At 69.4% G+C, this 20,797-nt stretch carries 21 protein-coding genes; 17 read left to right on the plus strand and 4 right to left on the minus strand.

Features of this window, described 5'->3' with window-relative positions; genetic code table 11:
• Nucleotides 1-38: 38 nt before the first annotated feature.
• From ACBR40_RS23555 to ACBR40_RS23570, 4 genes are read right to left on the minus strand one after another with little or no spacing between them, the layout of a single operon-like run.
• Nucleotides 39-1,043, minus strand: coding sequence for a methyltransferase (locus ACBR40_RS23555; RefSeq protein ID WP_371250125.1), 1,005 nt, complete (start codon nucleotides 1,041-1,043; stop codon nucleotides 39-41).
• A 13-nt stretch (nucleotides 1,044-1,056) separates the two neighbouring features.
• The gene (locus ACBR40_RS23560; protein WP_371250126.1) at nucleotides 1,057-1,839 is read right to left on the minus strand and encodes an ABC transporter permease; all 783 of its coding nucleotides are present in this window, start codon (nucleotides 1,837-1,839) and stop codon (nucleotides 1,057-1,059) included.
• Complete coding sequence (locus ACBR40_RS23565) at nucleotides 1,836-2,609, minus strand: ABC transporter permease (RefSeq protein WP_344209158.1); 774 nt, start codon at nucleotides 2,607-2,609, stop codon at nucleotides 1,836-1,838. Before ACBR40_RS23565 ends, ACBR40_RS23560 begins: the two co-directional genes overlap by 4 nt.
• Nucleotides 2,606-3,595 carry an ABC transporter substrate-binding protein gene (locus ACBR40_RS23570; protein ID WP_371250127.1) on the minus strand — a complete coding sequence of 330 codons (990 nt, stop codon included), beginning with the start codon at nucleotides 3,593-3,595 and terminating at the stop codon, nucleotides 2,606-2,608. The genes ACBR40_RS23565 and ACBR40_RS23570 overlap by 4 nt, the downstream gene beginning before the upstream one ends.
• Before the next feature lie 435 nt (nucleotides 3,596-4,030).
• Here ACBR40_RS23570 and ACBR40_RS23575 point away from each other — a divergent pair, with 435 nt between their 5' ends.
• The 17 genes from ACBR40_RS23575 (at nucleotide 4,031) to dprA (ending at nucleotide 20,392) form a co-directional block, all read left to right on the plus strand.
• Nucleotides 4,031-6,970, plus strand: coding sequence for a nitrate- and nitrite sensing domain-containing protein (locus ACBR40_RS23575; protein ID WP_371250128.1), 2,940 nt, complete (start codon nucleotides 4,031-4,033; stop codon nucleotides 6,968-6,970).
• A complete protein-coding gene (locus ACBR40_RS23580; RefSeq protein WP_329583816.1) occupies nucleotides 6,967-7,389 on the plus strand; it encodes a roadblock/LC7 domain-containing protein in 423 nt (140 codons plus the stop codon). Before ACBR40_RS23575 ends, ACBR40_RS23580 begins: the two co-directional genes overlap by 4 nt.
• Before the next feature lie 76 nt (nucleotides 7,390-7,465).
• Nucleotides 7,466-7,813, plus strand: a complete 348-nt coding sequence (locus tag ACBR40_RS23585) for a DUF742 domain-containing protein (protein WP_344210449.1) — start codon at nucleotides 7,466-7,468, stop codon at nucleotides 7,811-7,813.
• A 7-nt stretch (nucleotides 7,814-7,820) separates the two neighbouring features.
• The gene (locus ACBR40_RS23590) at nucleotides 7,821-8,381 is read left to right on the plus strand and encodes an ATP/GTP-binding protein (protein WP_364450144.1); all 561 of its coding nucleotides are present in this window, start codon (nucleotides 7,821-7,823) and stop codon (nucleotides 8,379-8,381) included.
• A gap of 57 nt (nucleotides 8,382-8,438) precedes the next feature.
• Nucleotides 8,439-9,992 carry a signal recognition particle protein gene (ffh, locus tag ACBR40_RS23595; protein WP_344209147.1) on the plus strand — a complete coding sequence of 518 codons (1,554 nt, stop codon included), beginning with the start codon at nucleotides 8,439-8,441 and terminating at the stop codon, nucleotides 9,990-9,992.
• Nucleotides 9,993-10,211: 219 nt separating this feature from the next.
• Complete coding sequence (gene rpsP / locus ACBR40_RS23600) at nucleotides 10,212-10,652, plus strand: 30S ribosomal protein S16 (RefSeq protein WP_091093480.1); 441 nt, start codon at nucleotides 10,212-10,214, stop codon at nucleotides 10,650-10,652.
• 1 nt (nucleotide 10,653) lies between these two features.
• Nucleotides 10,654-10,899, plus strand: coding sequence for an RNA-binding protein (locus ACBR40_RS23605; protein WP_043634919.1), 246 nt, complete (start codon nucleotides 10,654-10,656; stop codon nucleotides 10,897-10,899).
• A 69-nt stretch (nucleotides 10,900-10,968) separates the two neighbouring features.
• Entirely contained in the window at nucleotides 10,969-11,469 is a 501-nt protein-coding gene (gene rimM / locus ACBR40_RS23610) for a ribosome maturation factor RimM (protein WP_344209140.1), read from the plus strand.
• Nucleotides 11,469-12,248 carry a tRNA (guanosine(37)-N1)-methyltransferase TrmD gene (gene trmD / locus ACBR40_RS23615; protein WP_344209138.1) on the plus strand — a complete coding sequence of 260 codons (780 nt, stop codon included), beginning with the start codon at nucleotides 11,469-11,471 and terminating at the stop codon, nucleotides 12,246-12,248. Before rimM ends, trmD begins: the two co-directional genes overlap by 1 nt.
• 152 nt (nucleotides 12,249-12,400) lie before the next feature.
• A complete protein-coding gene (gene rplS / locus ACBR40_RS23620) occupies nucleotides 12,401-12,763 on the plus strand; it encodes a 50S ribosomal protein L19 (RefSeq protein WP_091093485.1) in 363 nt (120 codons plus the stop codon).
• Between the two features lie 148 nt (nucleotides 12,764-12,911).
• Complete coding sequence (gene lepB, locus ACBR40_RS23625; RefSeq protein WP_371250130.1) at nucleotides 12,912-13,772, plus strand: signal peptidase I; 861 nt, start codon at nucleotides 12,912-12,914, stop codon at nucleotides 13,770-13,772.
• Nucleotides 13,773-14,366 carry a signal peptidase I gene (gene lepB, locus ACBR40_RS23630; protein WP_344209133.1) on the plus strand — a complete coding sequence of 198 codons (594 nt, stop codon included), beginning with the start codon at nucleotides 13,773-13,775 and terminating at the stop codon, nucleotides 14,364-14,366.
• Nucleotides 14,367-14,417: 51 nt separating this feature from the next.
• A complete protein-coding gene (locus ACBR40_RS23635) occupies nucleotides 14,418-15,086 on the plus strand; it encodes a ribonuclease HII (protein ID WP_344209131.1) in 669 nt (222 codons plus the stop codon).
• Between the two features lie 39 nt (nucleotides 15,087-15,125).
• Nucleotides 15,126-15,449: a DUF2469 domain-containing protein gene (locus ACBR40_RS23640; RefSeq protein WP_026215037.1), complete on the plus strand. Its 324-nt coding sequence runs from the start codon at nucleotides 15,126-15,128 to the stop codon at nucleotides 15,447-15,449.
• A 1,183-nt stretch (nucleotides 15,450-16,632) separates the two neighbouring features.
• A complete protein-coding gene (locus ACBR40_RS23645; protein WP_344209128.1) occupies nucleotides 16,633-16,986 on the plus strand; it encodes a YraN family protein in 354 nt (117 codons plus the stop codon).
• Nucleotides 16,986-18,524, plus strand: a complete 1,539-nt coding sequence (locus ACBR40_RS23650) for a YifB family Mg chelatase-like AAA ATPase (protein WP_371250131.1) — start codon at nucleotides 16,986-16,988, stop codon at nucleotides 18,522-18,524. The genes ACBR40_RS23645 and ACBR40_RS23650 overlap by 1 nt, the downstream gene beginning before the upstream one ends.
• Nucleotides 18,525-19,045: 521 nt before the next feature.
• Nucleotides 19,046-20,392, plus strand: coding sequence for a DNA-processing protein DprA (gene dprA / locus ACBR40_RS23655; protein WP_371250132.1), 1,347 nt, complete (start codon nucleotides 19,046-19,048; stop codon nucleotides 20,390-20,392).
• Nucleotides 20,393-20,797 lie beyond the last annotated feature (405 nt).

Raw genomic sequence — 20,797 nt, forward strand, 5'->3', positions numbered from 1 at the left:
CGCCGTGACGGAGGGCGGCGGCAGGGTCCGCAGGCGGCTCAGAGGGGCAGGGCCTCGATGAGGCTCGCGCCGGAGCCCAGGTCGACGACCTCGGAGAGGGCCAGGCCCGCCCGGCCGAGCAGCGCGGCGTACTCCTCCCGGGTGCGCTCCGCGCCCCCGTTGAAGATCGCCAGCATCCGCAGGTCGATGTCCTTGCCCAGGTGCGGCGCCGCGTCGTCGGGCAGCACCACCTCCAGCACGAGCACCCGCCCGTCCGGGTTCATGGCGCGCCGGATGTTGCCGAGGATGGTGACGGCGTCGTCGTCGTCCCAGTTGTGCAGGACGCTGGCCAGCAGGTAGACGTCGCCGCCGGTCGGCACCCCGGTGAAGAAGTCGCCGGCGACCACCTCCGTCCGCCCGGTCAGCCCCTCCTCGGCGAAGGTCCGCTCCGCGTGCGCGGTGACGTGGCCCAGGTCGAGCAGGACGCCGCGCATCCGCGGGTTGGCGTGCAGGACCGAGGCCAGGATGTGCCCCTTGCCGCCGGCCACGTCCACCATCGTCGCCTCCGGCGGGAAGGCGTACGCCTTGACCAGGCCCTCGGTGAAGGGCAGGGCCCGGCGCCTCATGTAGTCGTCGAACATGCGGCTGAGCGCCGGGTCGGCGCCCAGGTGGTCGTAGAGGTGGCCGTACCGTTTCACGAAGGCCGAGCTGCCCTCGCGGACCGTGGCGGGGAGCAGGCCCATGGCGTACCAGAAGCTCTCCTCGCCGAGCATCCTGATCGACGAGCGGACCGAGTCGGGCACGTCCGAGCGCAGCGCGGTGCCTCTCGGGGCGAGATCGTAGGCGTCAGGACCGGCGGGCCGGACCAGGTCCATGGCGGCCAGCTCGCGCAGGACCCGGCGCAGCGCGGGCGCGTCGGCCTCGCAGCGCCGGGCCAGCTCGGCGGTGCCGAGCGGGCCGTCCGCCAGGTGGTCGGCCACGCCCAGCTCCGCCATGGTGAGCAGGGCGGCCAGCCGGGAGATGTCGCCTACGGCTCCCCAGAGAAGCTCGTCGGAATGCGGCATACGTCCTTCCAGGTCAGGTCGCGTTGCGGGTGGCCTGCCGGTGCCAGACGAGCAGACGCCGCTCGACCAGCACGAACAGGGAGTTCACGAGATAACCGAGCACTCCGAGCAGCACGATCGCGGCCCACACCCCGGCGCCGTCGAAGCTGCGCTGGGCCTGCAGCAGCTGGTAGCCGATCCCGTCGGTGCTGCCGAACAGCTCCGAGATGACCATGAGGATCAGCGCCAGCGACAGGCTCAGCCGCAGCCCCGCGAAGATCTTCGGCGAGGCGGCGGGCAGCACCACGAGCCGCAGGTACTGCTGCTTGGACAGGTTGAAGACGACGGCCGTCTCGGTGTAGGTGCGGTCCACCGCACGTACACCGTCGATCGAGTTGAGCAACACCGGCCAGATCACGCCGAACACGATCGCCGCCAGCATCATCGGCAGGCTCGCCTGGAACAGCACGATGAAGACCGGCAGCAGCAGCGGCGGCGGGATCGCCCGGCCGAACTCGATCAGCGGGTCCACGTAGTCGGTCGCCGTGCGCGAACGCCCGAGCAGCACGCCCGCGACGATGCCCAGCACCGCGGCGAGCACCCAGCCGCTGAACATCCGGGCGAGGCTCGGCAGCAGGTTCTCCAGCGCGTCGTCCGTCAGGAAGAGACGGGAGGCCGGGCCGGAGAACCACAGCTCGTACATCCGGGCGACGATCGTCGTGGGCGGCGGGAAGTCGGTGTCCTCCACCGCGCGGGCGATGAGCTCCCACGCGACGAGCACGACCGGGATGACCCAGAACCGGGCGAGTGCCTTCACGACTGCGCTCCCGTCCGCATGCGGTGCCAGTGGAACAGGCGGCGCTCGCCGGCCAGCAGCACCAGGTTGGCGGCCACGCCGAACAGCCCGGCCCAGACGGTCGCGGCCATCATGAGGTCCATGCGGTTGCCGCTGCCGGCCTGGATGACGTACACGCCGATGCCGGCGACGCCGCCCGCGACCAGTTCGGCGCTCACGGCGAGGACCAGCGCGATGCCGGCCGCGATGCGCACGCCGGTGGCCATGAACGGGGCCGCGCTCGGCACGCTCACGCGCGAGAGCACCGCGAGCGGGCCGAAGCCGAAGCTGCGCAGGGACTCCTTGGCCAACGGGTCCACGTCGTGCATGCCGTAGAGGGTGTTGATGAGGATCGGCCACAGGGAGGCGTACACGATCACCGAGACCTTCATCATCTCGTCCACCGGGATGAGCAGGATGGCGAGCGGGATGATGGCGACCGAGGGGATCGGGCGCAGGAACTCCAGGATGGGCCGGATGGCGCGCTCCACCGGCGGCAGCGAGCCCAGCAGCACGCCGAGCGGCACCGCGACGCAGATCGCGATCAGCAGTCCGAGCGCCCAGTTGGCGAGGGTCGCGGCGACTCCGGCGAGGAAGTCGGGGTCCGCCAGGAGGCGCCCGGTTTCGAGCAGGATGGTCGACGGGGGAGGGAAGTCCATGTCATCGCCGATGCCGTAGCGGATGACCAGCTCCCCGACGACGAAGAACCCCGCGGCGCCGGCGGCGCCGCGGAGCAGGCGAGCACCGGTCATCCGCTTGAGGCGGGCGCCGCGATCACGGACTTCACGTCGATCGAGTTCTTGAGGTACCCGTACTCGAGCATGAGGTCGGCCACCTTCTGGAGGCGGTTGGCGTTGAGCTCACTCGGATAGGTGCCGAGCGTGATCACGGACGCCGTCTTGGCGTCGATCTTGGTGTACTTCGGCAGCATGGCCTCGATCTCCTTGCGGTCGCTGGAGGCGAGCTGCTGGGCCTTGGCGATCGCGCGCTGGAAGGCGGCGAGCGTCTTCGGGTACTTCTGCACCCACTCCTCGGTGGCCATCCAGCCGGCGATCGGCAGGTCCTCGGTCTGGCCGGTCATGGTGTCGGCCAGCTTGCGGAAGCCGTTGGCGCTCTGGTTGGCGGTGATGAACGGCTCGGTGATCCAGCCCGCGTCCGCCTGACCGGCCTTGATCGCGTTGCCCATCTCGGGGAACGGCTTCTCCGCGAACTTCACGTCGTCCTTGGAGAGACCGGCGACCTTGAGCTGCGTCTCCACCGCGAGAGTGGCGACATTGTTCAGGTTGTTGACGAAAATCGTCTTGCCCTTGAGGTCGGCCACCGTCTTGATGGACGAGTTGCCCGGCACCATGATGACGAAGCAGTTCGCGCCCGCCTGGTACATGTCGGCGACGAGCTTGATCTTCTTGCCGCCGGCGACGGCCGCGAAGGTCGAGACGTAGTTCGTCTGCGAGATGTCGAGCTGGCCGCTCTCGATCATCGGGACGGCCACGGCGCCACCGGTGATGGGCGTGGGCTCGACGGTCAGGCCCTCTTCCTTGAAGAAGCCCTTGGCCTGCGCGATGTAAACCGATACAGGGTCAGGGATCGGAAGAGCACCGACCTTAATGGTGGTTTTCTCCAAGCCCTTGCTGTTGGCTGAGGTGGCGCCGCCGTCGTCGGATCCACCGCAGCCGGCAAGCGTCAGAGCGACTGTGACGCCGAGTGCGACGGCGTAACAGCGCAGTTTGCGTGTCATGGGGGGTTCTCCTACCAGGGGGAAGCTTCTGGAGATCGGCACAGGATACCGGGCGTGAAGCGTAGCGGAAGGGAACGCCGAAGGTCGGCGCAATGCCGCGTATATGCTGTTTATCTGTCAAATAAGACTGTAAACGGCTATAGATGTAAATATGGGGATAAAGGCCGATTATGTGTCGAATGTCCGGATTGGTGTGCCGGTTGCGCTCCGTGGTCGAGAGCTTGCCATGTGAACAATGTGTGATCTGGAACGGTTGAAAACTGGCGATACGTTGGCCTAACTATGAGGTTTGTGCTCAAATTGGGCCTCGAACTTGCCTGCGATCACTCGTGCGAGAGACGAAGCCGCTGAGACCCCCACAAAGCAGGCCATGGCGAGAGGTTGCCACCAGTGAGGACAACAACGACCGAAACCGGTCGTGGTAGGGCCCCGGACGTGCCCGAAAAGCCAGTGGGCGGCGAGGTGCCAGAGGTTCAGCTGCCCAAGTCGGGCAGCCCGCTCGCGCTGCGCAACTGGCGGGTACGCACCCGCCTGATCGCCCTCATCGCCATCCCCACGATCGTGGCCGTCGTGCTGGGCGCGCTCCGCGTCACCAGCTCGATCGGCAGCGCCCAGCAGTACCAGGTCGTCGGCGAGGTCAACACGCTCATCACGCAGGTCGGCGAGCTCGTCCGCGACCTCGGACTCGAGCGCGACCTGGCCAGCCGCTACGTCGCCTCCGGCCGTTCCGACGGCGAGCTGGACCGGCTGACCGGCCAGCAGCGCATCGTCGACGTCAGCGTGGGCCGCGTGCTGTCCAACGCGAAGACCACCGAGGAGTCCCTGTCCGAGATCGGCCGCCGATCCCTCGACCGGACCAGGACCCGGCTCTCCCAGCTCCGCTCGCTGCGTGACACGGTGACCAAGACGCAGCTCCCGCCGCTGCCGACGATGGAGAAGTACTCCGAGACCATCGCCGAGCTGCTGCAGCTCTACGACGAGCTGGCCCAGGGCGCCGCGGACGAGCAGCTGATCTCCACCAGCGCCGCCCTGCGCGCCGTCGCGCGCGCCGAGGAGGAGGCGTCCAAGCAGCGCGGCCTGCTGGCGATCGCGCTGGAGCGCGGGTCGTTCGAGGAGACCGAGTTCAACGCCTTCCTCGACGCCGGGTCCAAGCGCAACAGCGAGCGGGCGGCCTTCCGCTCCGCCGCCACCCTCCAGCAGCGGCAGATGTTCGACGACACCGTCGCGAACCTCAAGATCGGCCGCGCGGAGTTCTACATCGACCGCGCCATCCTGCTGCACAACAACGCCGTCGGCGTCGCCAACAGCAACAACGTCGCCGGCACCCGCTACCTGCGCCGGCTCGACACCGGCAGCAACGACGACGCGGGCCGCTGGTTCGACTCCATCTCCGACACCGTGGACCGCCTCCACCAGGTGCAGAAGAACCTGGGCGTGCAGGTCGCGACCCGCTCCACCGACGTCGCGAGCGCCGACAGGCAGACCGCCGCGATCAACATCGCGATCGTGGTCGGCCTGCTGATCCTGGTCCTCGTGATCACCGCCATCATGGCGGGCTCGCTGGTCCGGCCCCTGCGTCGGCTGCGCGGCGACGCGCTCAAGATCGCCGGCCAGACCCTGCCCGACCTGGTCCGCCAGCTCCGCGAGACGGACGTCAGCCCCGACAAGCTCCGCGTGCCGCCCATCGAGATCAACTCCAAGGACGAGATCGGTGAAGTGGCGCGGGCCTTCGACGAGGTCCACCGCGAGGCGGTCCGCCTGGCGGGCGAGGAGTCCAAGCTCCGGGCCAACGTCAACGCGATGTTCGTGAACCTCTCGCGCCGCAGTCAGACGCTGGTGGAGCGGCAGATCACCCTGATCGACGGTCTGGAGCAGGGCGAGCAGGACGAGCAGCGGCTCGGCAACCTGTTCAAGCTGGACCACCTGGCGACCCGTATGCGCCGCAACAGCGAGAACCTGCTGGTGCTCGCCGGCCAGGAGCCGCCGCGCCGCTGGAGTCAGCCGGTCAAGCTGGTCGACGTCGCCCGCGCCTCCCTCTCCGAGGTCGAGAACTACGAGCGGGTCGTGCTGGAGGTGCCCGAGGGCGTCTCCATCGCCGGCCAGGCCGTCAACGACGTCATCCACCTGCTCGCCGAGCTGATCGAGAACGCGCTGTCGTTCTCGCCGCGCGAGACCCGCGTCCCCGTCTCGGGCAGCCGGATCGACGGCGGCGGCATCATGCTCTCGATCAGCGACTCCGGCATCGGCATGACGGCCGAGGAGCTGACCCAGGCCAACGACCGGCTCACCAACGCCCCCACCGTGGACGTGTCGGTGTCCCGCCGCATGGGCCTGTTCGTGGTCGCCCGCCTGGCCCACCGCCACGGCATCCGCGTGCAGCTGCGCCCGCACGGCTCCGGCGGCCTGACCGCCATGGTCCTCATCCCCGAGTCGCTGCTCGGCGCGCAGGCCCCCTCGTACGCCGGCTCCGCCACGCCCGCCGGCGCGGGCTCCGGGCAGCCGTCCCGCGAGGAGGCGTTCCCGTCGCCGCAGCCCGCGGGCGCCGGCTGGCCGGCCACGTCCTACCAGCTCGGTCCCGGGCATCCGTCGTACCCGTCGTACCCGTCGGCGGAGCCCGCCGCGGCAGGCTCCCCGTGGGCCTCGGCGCCGCAGTGGCCCTCCACGGACAGCGCAATGGGCAACGGCATGGGCGCCGGCATGGGAGGCGGTGCCGGCAACGGCGCGAGCAACTGGATGGCGAACAACTCCGCGCCCTCCTCGGACGTCTGGGTCTCCTCGCGCGGCCCGGCGACCGGCGAGACCACGGCGCTGCCGCGCAGGGGCGCCGCCCCGCCGGAGGAGCCCTCGCCCTGGACCCGCGCCCCCGCCGAGGAGCCGAGCCCGTGGACCCGCCCCGCCGGGCGGCCGTCCGGCGGTCCCGCGCCGTCCTTCGACTTCCCCGAGACCGAGTCCGCCGCCACGGGGCCCATCCCCGTCGTCAAGCCGGCCACGTCGGGGGACGAGTACCTGCCGATCTTCGCCTCCGTCGAGTCCGCCTGGTTCGACAACGGCGGCGAGGGCAACGCGGCCACCTGGGGCTCCAGTAAGGCCGACGAGGGCTGGAGCGCGGCCAAGGCCGTGGTCGAGCCGGTACGCGACGGGGCGACGGCCTCCGGTCTGCCCAAGCGGGTGCCCAAGGCCAACCTGGTGCCCGGCTCGGCCGACACCGTCTCGGCCCCGAAGGGCGTCGCGCCCATGCCCGCCGTCTCGCCGGACCGGGTGCGCAGCCGCCTGTCCAGCTTCCAGCAGGGCTTCCGGGCCGCACGCGATGACATCAGCGAGGGCAGGACGTACGGGTCCGGCCCCAGGAGTGACAGCAGGGAGGAGGGCGCGTGAACGACCTGAGCCACGCGGCACGCGGGGTGGATTGGTTGATCACCGACTTCGTCAGCACCGTCCCGGGTGTCGCCCACGCGGTGGTCGTCTCCTCTGACGGGTTGCCGCTGGCCGCCTCGTCGGGCTTCCCGGCGGACCGCGCCGACCAGCTGGCCGCCATCGCGTCGGGCCTGATCAGCCTGACGCAGGGCGCGGCCAGGGTGTTCGAGGGCGGGGCGGTCAACCAGACCATCGTGGAGATGCAGCGCGGGCTGATGCTGATCATGTCGATCAGCGACGGCTCGTGCCTGGCGGTCCTCGCGGCCCCCGACTGCGACATGGGTCTGGTGGCGTACCAGATGACGCTGATGGTTGACCGCGCCGGGCAGGTGCTGACCCCGGCTGTGCGCGCGGAGCTGCGTGCCAGCCAGACCAGGTGATGGAATGACGAACCCCACGTGGAACAGCGGCGGGTGGAACAGCGGCGGCTGGGAGCCCCCGCCGCCGCCTCAGCCCATGGCCGCCGACCCTGCCTCACCGGTACGCCCGTACGCCGTCACCGGCGGGCGGACCGCACCGAAGGTCAAACTGGCGATGGAGGCCCTGGTGTCCTCGGCGACCGCCGAGCACCGGGAGTTCTCCCACATCACGCCCGAGTACAAGGCGATCAGCCAGCTCTGCCTGCAGGTGAGGTCGGTGGCGGAGGTCTCCGCGCTGCTGCGGATGCCGCTCGGCGTGGTGCGTGTCCTGATCGCTGACATGGCGGCCGAGGGTCTCGTGCGGGTGCACCAGCCGCAGCTCGAGGCGGGTAGGCCGGACGTCAACCTGCTGGAAAGGGTGCTCAGTGGACTTCGAAGGCTCTAGCCCCGGCCTGACCTCGACGAAGATCGTCGTGGCCGGGGGCTTCGGCGTCGGCAAGACGACGTTCGTCGGCGCGGTGTCGGAGATCATGCCGTTGACGACCGAGGCCGTCATGACCGACGCGTCCGCCGGCATCGACGACCTCGGCATGACCCCGCTGAAGTCGACCACGACCGTGGCCATGGACTTCGGCCGCGTCTCGCTCGACCGCGACCTGATCCTCTACCTGTTCGGCACGCCCGGGCAGCACCGGTTCTGGTTCATGTGGGACGACCTGGTGCGCGGCGCGATCGGGGCCGTGGTCCTGGTGGACACCCGCCGGCTGGCCGACAGCTTCCCCGCCATCGACTACTTCGAAGAGGCGCAGCTGCCGTTCATCGTGGGCATCAACGGCTGGGACGGCCAGTATCTCCACAGCGACGGCGAGGTCCGCGACGCCCTCACCCTGGCCCCGCACATCCCCATGGTGCGGCTCGACGCGCGCTCCAAGGACTCCGTCAAGAGCGCTCTGATCAACCTCGTCGAGCACGCTCTCACCGTTCGGATGGCCGTGCCAGGCTGGAGCGGCTGAGGAAGCGGATAGTCTGGAGTCTTAGACGTTCATTCGCTTCGAGGACTGGCCAACCACGTGTTCGAGACGCTTTCCGACCGCCTCACATCGGTTTTCTCCTCCCTTCGATCCAAGGGCCGGCTGTCCGATGCCGACATCGACGCCACCACCCGGGAGATCCGCATCGCGCTGCTGGAGGCCGATGTCGCGCTCCCGGTGGTCAAGGCGTTCGTCGCCCAGGTCAAGGAGCGCGCCCGCGGGGCCGAGGTGTCCCAGGCGCTCAACCCGGCGCAGCAGGTCGTCAAGATCGTCAATGACGAGCTGATCGAGATCCTCGGCGGCGAGACCCGCCGGCTCCGCCTCGCCAAGACGCCGCCCACCGTCATCATGCTGGCGGGTCTCCAGGGCGCGGGCAAGACGACCCTGGCGGGCAAGCTGGCCAGGTGGCTGCGCGAGCAGGGCCACGCGCCCATGCTGGTCGCCGCCGACCTGCAGCGCCCCAACGCCGTCCAGCAGCTCCAGGTCGTCGGCGAGCGCGCCGGCGTCGCCGTCTACGCGCCCGAGCCGGGCAACGGCGTCGGCGACCCCGTGGGCGTGGCCCGCCACTCGATCGACGAGGCCAAGCGGCTGCAGCACGACATCGTCATCATCGACACCGCCGGTCGCCTCGGCATCGACCAGGAGATGATGAAGCAGGCCGCCGACATCCGCGACGCGGTGCGGCCCGACGAGGTCCTGTTCGTCGTCGACGCCATGATCGGCCAGGACGCCGTCACCACGGCGCAGGCGTTCATGGAGGGCGTCGGCTTCGACGGGGTCGTGCTCACCAAGCTCGACGGCGACGCCCGCGGCGGCGCGGCCCTGTCGGTGCGGCACATCACCGGCCGGCCGATCATGTTCGCCTCCACCGGCGAGAAGCTGGAAGACTTCGACGCCTTCCACCCCGACCGGATGGCCTCCCGCATCCTCGACATGGGTGACATCCTCACCCTGATCGAGCAGGCCCAGAAGACCTTCGACGAGGAGCAGGCCGCCAAGATGGCGGGCAAGCTCACCTCGGGCGAGAACTTCACGCTGGACGACTTCCTCGAGCAGATGATGATGGTCCAGAAGATGGGCCCCATCAAGAACCTGCTCGGCATGATGCCCGGCATGGGCCAGATGCGCGACCAGCTCAACGCCATCGACGACCGCGACCTCGACCGCATCGCCGCGATCATCCGCTCGATGACCCCGGCCGAGCGCCAGGACCCGAAGATCATCAACGGTTCCCGCCGCGCCCGCATCGCGGCCGGCTCCGGCGTCACGGTCAGCGCGGTCAGCAACCTCGTCACCCGCTTCTTCGAGGCCCAGAAGATGATGAAGCGGGTCGCGGGCGGCATGGGCATCCCCGGCATGCCGGGCGGCCGGGGCAAGGCGGCCAAGGCGCAGAAGAAGAACAAGAAGGGCCGGCGCGTCAGCGGCGACCCGCGCAAGGCGGCGCTGGAGAAGTCGTCGTCCGGCGCGGGCGACGGCCAGGCGCAGCCCAAGCAGGGCGGCATGCTGGGCAACCTGCACGGCAAGCTGCCTCCGGGCATCGAGCTGCCGCCCGGCTTCGACCCGTCCAAGCTGAAGCTGCCCGGCCAGAACTGACGCCGGGTCGCCTCGTTGCCGAGGCTTTGCGGGGGTGGCCCCGCGAGGTGTCGTGGACAGTGACGGCGATCTGGCACAATTGCATGTTGGAACATCGTGTTCAGGTGGGCGCCCTCTCACCGACCCGCTGAGCACGCCTGTCCCTGGAGCGTCGTCCTGTCGTGCCCCACTCGGCGCGGCGCCGCTCACCCACGCTCTAATGCAGGAGAGACCACACCCGTGGCAGTCAAGATCAAGCTCAAGCGGCTCGGCATGATCCGCAACGCTCAATACCGCATCGTCGTCGCCGACAGCCGCACCAAGCGTGACGGCCGGGCGATCGAGGAGATCGGCCTGTACCACCCGAAGGACGACCCTTCGCGCATCGAGATCAACGCCGAGCGTGCGGCCTACTGGCTGGGGGTCGGTGCCCAGCCGACCGAGCCGGTGCTCAAGCTGCTCAAGCTCACCGGTGACTGGCAGAAGTTCAAGGGCGAGCCCGCCCCGGCGCCCCTCAAGGTCGCCGAGCCCAAGCCCGACCGGCACGCGATCTACGAGGCCGCGGCGAAGGAGGCCCTGTCCGGTGGCGACACCGGCACGGCCGCCACCACGCCGCGCAAGTCCAAGAAGAAGGACGAGTCCGAGGCCCCCGCCGAGACCCCGACCGAGGGCGAGGGCTGACGTGCTCGAGGAGGCTCTCGAGCACCTCGTTAAGGGCATCGTCGAACATCCCGACGATGTCCGGGTCCGCGCACGCCGCATTCGCAGCGGGCGCGTCCTGGAGGTCCGGGTGCACCCCGAGGACCTGGGCAAGGTCATCGGACGCGGCGGGCGCACCGCCAAGGCGCTGCGCACGGTCGTCAACGCCCTGGCCGACGGGAAGTACGTGCGGGTCGATCTGCTCGACCTGCACGAGGCAGTCCGTTAGCGTCAGGTTTTCCGCGCCCTCACCGGTTCACCGCCGGTGGGGGCGCTCCGCGTTAGAAAGGGCACGTTCGTGCAGTTGGTCGTCGGCCGGATAGGCCGTCCGCACGGGGTACGCGGCGAGGTCACCGTCGAGGTGCGCACCGACGAGCCCGAGCGGCGCTTCGCCGTCGGGGCGTCGATCGCCACCGACCCGGCCGGCTCCGGGCCTCTCGTCGTCGCCGGGCGCCGCTGGCACAAGGGCATCCTGCTGGTGACGTTCGAGGGTGTCACGGACCGCGACGTCGCCGAGGACCTCCGGGGCACCATGCTCGTCATCGACTCGGCCGACGTCGAGCCCACCGGCGACCCCGACGAGTTCCACGACCATCAGCTCATCGGCCTGGCCGTCGAGACGGTCGCCGGCGAGCCCGTGGGCGAGGTGGAGGACGTCCTGCACCACGGCCAGGACCTCCTCGTGGTGCGCCGCGAGGGGCGGGAGGAGGCGCTCATCCCGTTCGTCAAGGCCCTGGTGCCCGAGGTCGACCTGGCCGGCGGCCGGCTGGTGGTCGATCCGCCGGAGGGGCTGCTCTGATGCGGCTCGACATCATCTCGATCTTCCCCGAGTACTTCGCGCCGCTCGACGTCTCGCTCATCGGCAAGGCGCGTGAGCGGGGCACTCTCGACGTACGCGTCCACCAGCTGCGCGACTGGACCCACGACGTGCACAAGACCGTGGACGACACCCCCTACGGCGGCGGCCCCGGCATGGTCATGAAGCCCGAGGTGTGGGGCGAGGCGATCGACGCGGTGATCGGCGACGGCGCGCCGCGGCTCGTGGTCCCGACGCCGAGCGGGCGGCCCTTCACGCAGGAGCTGGCGCAGGAGCTGGCGGGGGAGCCGTGGCTGCTGTTCGCCTGCGGCCGCTACGAGGGCATCGACTCCCGCGTCATGGCCGAGTACGGCGAGCGGCTGCGCGTCGACGAGGTCAGCATCGGTGACTACGTGCTGGCCGGCGGCGAGGTCGCGGTGCTGGTCATGGTGGAGGCCATCGGCCGGCTGCTGCCCGGCGTGCTGGGCAACGCCCAGTCGGCCGTCGACGACTCCTTCGCCCCCGGCTCCATGCGCAACCTCGTCGAGGGCCCCGTCTACACCAAGCCGCCGGTCTGGCGCGGCCACGAGGTGCCGGCCGTGCTGCTGTCCGGGCACCACGGCAAGGTCGCCAGGTGGCGGCGGGACGAGGCGCTGCGGCGCACCGTGCGCAACCGGCCCGACCTCGCGGCGGAGCTCGACCCGGAGACGCTCGACAAGCACGACAGGAAGCTGCTGGAGGAGCTGTCGTTTCGCGTCGAACGGGAAGATGTGGCAAACTGAATCGCTGCCCAACTCATGTTGGCCGCTAGCGCATGCCCGGAATCCGATCCGGGACCACCGAAGACAGCAGGCGTGTCCGCTTCGTTGCCGCGTTCGTGAGAGCTCGGCCGAGTGGACCTCCGCGTGCCCCCGAACTTTGAGGAATGACTCTCATGCACACGAAGATCCAGGAGCTCGACAAGGCCGGCCTGCGCGACGACGTGCCGAACTTCCGCCCCGGTGACACGCTCGAGGTCCACGTACGCGTCGTCGAGGGCAACCGGTCCCGCATCCAGGTCTTCAAGGGCTTCGTGCTGCGCCGGCAGGGCAGCGGCGCCCGTGAGACCTTCACCGTCCGCAAGGTCAGCTACGGCGTCGGCGTCGAGCGCACCTTCCCGGTCCACAGCCCGGTGATCGAGAAGATCGTGCTCGTCACCCGTGGCGACGTGCGCCGCGCCAAGCTCTACTACATGCGCGACCTGCGCGGCAAGGCCGCCCGCATCCGCGAGAAGCGCGAGACCACGGCCGCCAAGTAAGCGCCCTTCGTCTCTTCCGTGGCCCGTGCCCTTGTGGCGCGGGCTTTCGGTTTTTACAGCGGCGTTTCTTTTATGTGGAGCGACCCGTGCGTGGGTGTAACGTCGGTCGAGGCTTGTCGAGCCCGTACATCATCTAGGCTCGTCAGCGATGACTAGCGAGAGCCAGGAGCACGGCGCGGCGCGCCGCCCTGTCGAGGACGAGGTGGACGTGGTCGCGGAAGAGACTCAGAAACCGGCCAAGGGCGGCAAGAAGGACAAGAAGGGGTCGTTCTGGAAAGAACTGCCCGTTCTGGTAGTAGTGGCCTTGGTGCTCGCCCTGATCATCAAGACGTTCGTGGTGCAGGCGTTCTACATTCCGTCGGAGTCGATGGAGAACACCCTGCTCAAGAACGACCGGGTGCTGGTCAACAAGCTCGTCTACCACACGCGCGACATCGAGCGGGGCGACGTCGTGGTCTTCTCCGGCGTCGACTCCTGGGACGGCGAGTTCCAGATGGAGGAGCCGTCCAACCCGGTCGAGGGGTTCTTCCGGTGGGTCGGCACGGCCTTCGGCATCGTGCCCGGCGAGAAGGACTACATCAAGCGCGTCATCGGCGTCGGCGGCGACCACGTCAAGTGCTGCGACCCCAAGGGCCGCATCACGGTCAACGGCACGCCCATCGACGAGGAGAGCTACCTCTATCCGGGCAACGTGCCCTCCGACCGGTTCTTCGACGTCACCGTGCCGCCCGGGCGGCTGTGGGTCATGGGCGACCACCGGTCGGTGTCGCTCGACTCGCGCTCCCACACGGGTGACCCCGGCGGCGGCTCCATCCCCGAGAGCCAGGTCATCGGACGGGCCTTCGTCATCGTCTGGCCCTTCGACCGGGCCCGCGTGCTGGAGATCCCCGACACCTTCGCGCAGCCCTCGCTCCACGCGCTGGGCGGGGCGGTCCCGTTGGTCGCCGGGTTCGGGCTGGCCGTACCCTTGGTCCTGGTCCGTCGGCGCCGGCGTACGAAGAGGCGCTGAATGGCCGTCACCAAGAAGGCGGAGGGCGTGGCAAAAGAGAAGAAGAAGGGCGGCTTCCGCGAGACGCTGCTGCTGCTGATCCTCGGCGTGGGCATCGCGCTGCTGCTGCAGGCGTTCGTGGTCGGCTCGTTCTACATCCCCTCGCAGTCGATGGAGAACACGCTGCTGATCAACGACCGCGTGTTCGTCAACAAGCTCTCGGGCAAGCCGGAGCGCGGCGACATCGTGGTGTTCAAGGGCTGGAACGGCGAGGACACCATCAAGCGGGTCATCGGCGTCGGCGGCGACCACGTCAAGTGCTGCGACTCCAAGAAGCGCATCACGGTCAACGACACCGCGCTGGACGAGACGTCCTACCTCTATCCCGGCGATTTCGCCTCGGGCGAGAAGTTCGACGTCACGGTGCCGGCCGGCAAGCTGTGGCTGATGGGCGACCACCGCAGCGCCTCGGCCGACTCGCGGGCCCACATGGAGGAGCCCGGCCAGGGCTTCATCTCGGAGAACGACGTGATCGGCAAGGCCGTGGTGCGCTACTGGCCGCTGTCGCGGGGCTACTTGTTCGCCCGTCCCGACACTTTCGACAAAATCAAGTAGACGGACTTTCGGTCGCGGGTTGCGGCGAATGGGGCGTACGCTGCCTCTGTCATGACAGTTGCGTTCCGCCCTCGACCGAGCGTCGTCCGGCGCGATTCCGGACTCTACGCCTACGAACGGGCACTGGCCCGCCGCGGCCTCACCCCGATCGCCGGCGTCGACGAGGCCGGGCGCGGCGCCTGCGCCGGCCCGCTCGTGGTGGCGGCCGTCGTCCTGCGCAGGCAGATCGACGGCCTGGGCGACTCCAAGCTCCTGACCCCGGCCGTGCGCGAACACCTCTACGAGCGCATCGTGCGCGTCTCCCACGTAGGCGTAGTGATCATCCCGCCGGGGGAGATCGATGCCAAAGGTCTGCACAAGTGCAACGTCTCAGGAATGCGGCGAGCCGTCGCGCAGTTGCCCTGTGACCCGGAGTACATCCTCACGGACGGTTTCCCGGTGCCGGGGCTGCCCGCGCCGTCACTGGCCGTGTGGAAGGGGGACCAGGTGGCCGCGTGCGTGGCGGCCGCGTCCATCGTGGCCAAGGTGACGAGGGACCGGCTGATGGTGACGCTCGACGAGCGCTACCCGCAGTACGGTTTCGCCGAGCACAAGGGGTACGTGACACCGCGACACCGGCTGGCGCTGTCGGCGCACGGCCCGTGCCCGGACCACCGTTACTCCTTCGTCACGGTGGCCAGGGAGATGGGTGAGAATGAAATGGGGGCCGGGGTTGCCTGAGCAGGCAAACCGGGGGACCGGTACGACAGGAGGACCGCGATGAGCGCAGAGGATCTCGAAAAGTACGAAACCGAGATGGAGCTGCAGCTTTACCGCGAATACCGCGATGTCGTCGGATTGTTCACATATGTTGTGGAGACCGAGCGGCGGTTCTATCTGACCAACTCGGTCGACCTCGACGTCCGCACCGCCGAGAACGGCGACGTGTTCTTCGACGTGAAGATGCAGGACGCCTGGGTGTGGGACATGTATCGGCCGGCGCGGTTCGTGAAGAACGTGCGGGTGGTCACGTTCAAGGATGTGAACGTGGAAGAACTGGCCAAGGCCGATCTCGAGATGCCCAAGGAAGGGTTCTCCGGGTAGCGGGGGCGACCGGCTGGCTGGCTCGCTGGCTGGTGCGGAGATGCCTGGAGCGGGGCTGCTTTTGCCGGGCTGTACGGACTCGTCGCACCGATCCGGCACCTGCATCCTGGTCGGCGCTGCCCTGAAGGCCGTACAGGGACGCCGCCGCCCAGTTCGGCGCCGACACCGATCCTCGCTTCGATCCCGCTCGCGACGCCATCCGCGATCCCAGCCCGTGACAGCGCTCTCGATCCGATCCGTGATGGCCTCTCAGATCATGCCCGTGCCGCCGCTCCGCTGCGTCCTCGCCGCCGTCGGGTTACCGCCTCCGATCGGCCTTTGCTTCCGCCTGCGACTGGCCTTTGACTCTCGCGTCCGATCGCGACTGTGTTTCCGGCCCTGAGCGCGACCAATCCGTCGACCGCTGCCCCTCGGCCCGACCACCGCCCCTCGGCCCGACCACCGCCCCGCCGCCCGACCGCCGCCCCGCCGCCGGACCGCCGCCCCGCCGCTCTACCCCGCCGCCCCGCGGCCCGACGGCCATCACCCTTACTTGCTACGGCGACGTCGCCTTATCGCCATCTCCCGGCCGAGCAAATCAACGCTCCCTCTCTTCGCCTGTGCTGCCGCACTCACCTCTGGCGCTAGGCGCTCGCGCTCCCGGCGCTACGTGCTCGCACCTCTTCGGGTCCTACGTCCTTCCTCTGCGCCCGTACCCCCGCTTCCCGTCCCCGCGCCTCGCGCCGCCTCACCTCACCCTTGCGCGAGCCCTCGCTCTCCAACCCCGGCGCCTCCCGTCGGCAGGCTCTCGAATGCCAGCGCCAGTTGTCAGCGCGATGCGAGCATCCAGGAAGCAGTGCCGTCGCCCGTCGCCAGTCCTGTGAATCGCACGTCCGGCGTCATCGCTCCGCCAGGTCGGCGTGCTTGCCGCCCTCTGCCCTCATCAATGCGGGCGAAGGCGTGCTCCTAACCGCGCTTGGACTCCACCGTCGCTCTCGCTGGTACGGCACTACACCCCCTTCAACCACCGGTCGGCGCAGCAGCCTCCTCAACAGCCCACCGGCCGTCCGCCCCGTTATCCACAGTCACCCCGAGACTCTGCACTCCCTATCCCCAGAACCCCGTTCGGCCGCACGAGACCCACCCTGCCTCCGCCAAGGTCAGGCCGAAGCATCCAAAGCAGCACCTCGGACGGAGGCACCACATGGCCAAGAAGGACGAACTCGGCAAACAGGGCGAGCAACTGGCCGCGATCTACCTGGAAGCCAAGGGCATGAGAATCATCGACCGCAATTGGCGCTGCCGCCACGGCGAAATAGACATCCTCGCCGAGGACGGCCCCACGCTCGTCGTCGTCGAGGTCAAGACCCGCTCCAGCCGGTCCCACGGCACAGCCCTGGAGTCGGTGGACCGCAGAAAGCTCTCCAAACTCCGCGCACTCGCCGCCAAGTGGCTGTCCGCCCAGGCCCGCGCCTTCGACTCCGTACGAGTGGACGTCATAGCCATAGAACGCTTCGCCGGCGACTTCGCCCTGCGCCACATCCGGGGAGTGATCTGATGGCCGTGGCGCGCACCCGCAGCGTGGCCCTGGTCGGCGTGACGGGCCGTACCGTGGAGATCGAGGCCGACGTGGGCAACGGCCTGGCGGGCATCCACCTGATCGGCCTGCCCGACACGGCGCTGAGCGAGGCCCGCGACCGAGTGAGATCGGCGGTCGTCAACAGCAGATACCCGTGGCCCGACGCCCGCATCATCGTCAGCCTGTTCCCGGCCACCCTCCCCAAGCGTGGCTCGCAATTCGATCTCGCCATAGCGATGGCGATCTTGGGAGCTGCGGGTGTGGTTCCGGCCGAGCGCATCGCGGACCCGTTCTTCCTGGGCGAGCTGGGCCTCGACGGCCGCATCAGACCGGTACGCGGCGTCCTGCCCGCCGTTCTGGGCGCCGCGAACCACGGAGACGCCACGGTCGTCGTCCCCTCGGCCAACTCCGCGGAGGCGTCCCTGGTCCCCGACGTCAAGGTGATCCCGATGGCGTGCCTCCGCCAACTGGTCGAGTGGCTGCGCAAGGGCCGTGAGGATGCGCCCGAGCCCGAGCCTGAAGAGCTCACCGAGCCCAGGACTCCAGCCACGAGCCCGGCCCTCGACCTGGCCGACGTCGTCGGTCAGCCGGTGGCCCGCCGCGCTCTCGAAGTGTGCGCCGCCGGCGGCCACAACCTGTGGATGCTCGGTCCGCCCGGCACCGGCAAGACCATGCTGGCCGAACGCCTCCCCACGCTCCTGCCCGACCTGGAACTCGACCACGCCCTGGAAGTGACCGCCATTCACTCGGTGGCGGGCATCCTGCCGCCCAGCGCGCCCATGCTGAGCCGTCCGCCGTTCGTGGCTCCGCATCACACGGCCACCTCGGCATCGATCATCGGGGGCGGCAGCGCGATCGTACGCCCCGGAGCGGTCTCCCTGGCCCACAGAGGGGTCCTCTTCATGGACGAGGCTCCCGAATTCCCCCGTCATGTCCTCGACGCGCTGCGTCAGCCCTTGGAATCCGGCCGCGTCACGGTGTCACGATCGGCCGGCTCGGTCACGTTCCCGGCCCGATTCATGCTCGTCCTGGCGGCGAACCCGTGCCCCTGTGCGCAGAGCGACGACCAAGGTGAGACCTGCAAGTGCTCCCCGACCGCGAGGCGCCGCTACCTCGGCAGGCTCTCGGGTCCGCTCCTTGACCGCGTCGACATGAAGGTCACCGTGGCTCGGGCATCAAGGCGCGAGCTGCTGGCCGACCGCCAGTTCACTGAATCGAGCGCAACGGTGGCCGAACGCGTGCTCGCGGCTCGTGACCGCGCCGCCAAACGCCTCAGTGGCACCCCTTGGCGTACCAACGCCGAGGTCCCCTCGTCCGTCCTGCACAGCGACTACCGCCCGCCTCCCGGGGCGATGAAGCCCATGACCGCCTGCCTGGACTCAGGCACCCTGACCGCCCGTGGTCTCGACCGGGCTGTCCGCGTCTCCTGGACCTTGGCCGACCTGGCCGACAAGAACTACCCAGGCGAAGACGAAACAACCACCGCCCTCCACTTCTGGCTCGGAGCGACATCCTGATGCGCAACACCCCCTGCACCCCCACCCGCCTCCTCCACCCGCAGAGGCCCTCCATCGCAGCCCACCCCGCCCAGCGGGCCGTCTCACCCCAGGAGACGCTGCCAGCCCGACCGACCCTCTCCACCGAGCCGCCAACCGTCGGGCACACGCCGACCATCCGATCAACATCGTCCGGAAGCGCCCGACCGCCTGCGCCAGCCCCTCGGACCGCATCGGTATCAGAGCCGGTACAGCCGTCTCAACCAACTCCCGGTGCCGCCACCGCAGAGCGACTCCTATCGCAAAGGAACCGCCAGCGTGCCCCTGCACCAGCTCCGCCGCAGGCATGTGACCCGACACGCTCACCCGAGCCACGAGACCAGCCCGTACCAGAGCCGACCACAGCCTCACCCCAGGCACGCGAGCCGAAACGGCCGCCCGCGCCACGAGACCAGCCGGCACCGGGGCGGACCATCGCATCACCAACGAGGGTTCCGCCCAACGCATCCGCTCGATCCGAGCACGCAGCCCGCGCCGCGCTGATGCGCGCCGCAGACGTAGGCGACCCGATCATGGGCCGCCTGGTGGCCCAACACGGAGCGGCCACCGCGGCCGACGCGATCCGCGCCCGCTCCCTCCCGCCCGAGTTCATCGAGCAGGAGATGACGCTACGAGACCGACCCCGCGACGAGCTGACAGCCCGTCTGAACGCCTGGCACGCCCGCTTGGCCGCCTCCAACCCGGCCGCCGACATCGAGAACGGCGAAAGATGCGGCGCCCGCCTCATCGTCCCCGGCGACGCCGAATGGCCCACCCAGCTCGACCAGCTCGGCCCGAGTCGTCCCCTCGGTCTCTGGCTGTGGGGCGCGGTCGACCTCCGCTTCTCCTGCCTCAAGTCCGTGGCGCTGGTCGGCGCCCGCTCAGCGACCGCGTACGGCAAGCACATAGCGGCGGAGTTCGGCGTCGGCCTCGGCGAGTCCGGCTGGACGGTCGTGTCGGGCGGCGCCTTCGGGGTGGACAGTGCCGCGCACAGGGGAGCGCTGACCGCCGGCTCCCCGACCGTCGTCGTGCTGGCCTGCGGTGTCGATGTCTGTTACCCGAGCAGCCACGACACCTTGTTCGCCAAGGTCAGAGACCAGGGAGTGATCGTGAGCGAATGCCCACCAGGAGTGCACCCGACCCGGGCCCGCTTCCTCATCAGAAACCGCCTGATCGCAGCCCTCTCGCGAGGCACCGTGGTGGTGGAAGCCGCCCTGCGCAGCGGCGCCCTCAACACCGCCACCCACGCCCTTGCGCTCAACCGGCACCTGGCCGCCGTGCCCGGCCCCATCACCTCCCGCCTGTCGGACGGATGCCACCGCCTCCTCCGCGAACGCAAGGCGGTGTGCGTCACCTCTCCTGAGGAGATCATCGACCTCGTCGGTGTGATGGGCGATGACCTGGTCTCGCAACCCCGCACCCCGGCGGTCGCCCGAGACAAGCTCAACGACGTGACAAAGAGGGTGCTGGACGCCGTACCGACGCGAAGAGGCGCCGGCCCCGCCTCAATAGCGGTCGCGGCCGGCGTGAACTTGAGCACCGCCCTCAGCGCCCTGGGCGGCCTTGCCGCCGCCGGCTACATCGAACGCGCGGCAGACGGCTGGCGCCTCCGCAAACAGACGACCTCCTACCGCAAGGCCCCCGATTCCGCCGTCCTTGAACCCCCGCACATCGACGCCGACGCCGACCCATCCCAGGACCCGCCCTTCCCGGACGAGGACGACCTCGTACGCCGCGAACACAACCTCCCCACCCCCGACGAGGGCTCCCCAGAGTCCCGCCCGGCCTGCAGGACGAATGAACCCGAACGACACACCGCTCCGCCAAGGAACACTCTGAACGAAAGGTGACCGGCAAGAAATCAAGCTGGCCGTCCACCTGGCGTGGCCACGCCATCCGCGTAGTCGGCACACGGCAGCACGGCCCGCGGGAAGGTGCGGGATGTAGGCGTGGACCAACCGTGGATACGAGGCGCGGACGCGTGGGACGTCTCAGCAGCAGGCAGCGATAGGTGAAGTACGGCGGTCCGCGAACCGTAGCCTCGCCGCGTCCTCCGGCGTCCTCCGGCGTCCTCCGGCGTCCTCCGGCGTCCTCCGGCGTCTCCGGGGGAGTGTCAACTTAACGGCTGGGGAGTGTCAACTTAACGGCTGATCTTGGTTGTTGAAGTGTTCAGAGGTTGGCAGGGGTGAGGCGGCCTTCGAAGGCGATCTGGAAGGCGTTCAACGGTGCCTTCCAGCGCATGGTCCATCTCTTGC

Source organism: Nonomuraea sp. AD125B (assembly GCF_041402765.1).
Taxonomy (GTDB): Bacteria; Actinomycetota; Actinomycetes; order Streptosporangiales; family Streptosporangiaceae; genus Nonomuraea; species Nonomuraea bangladeshensis.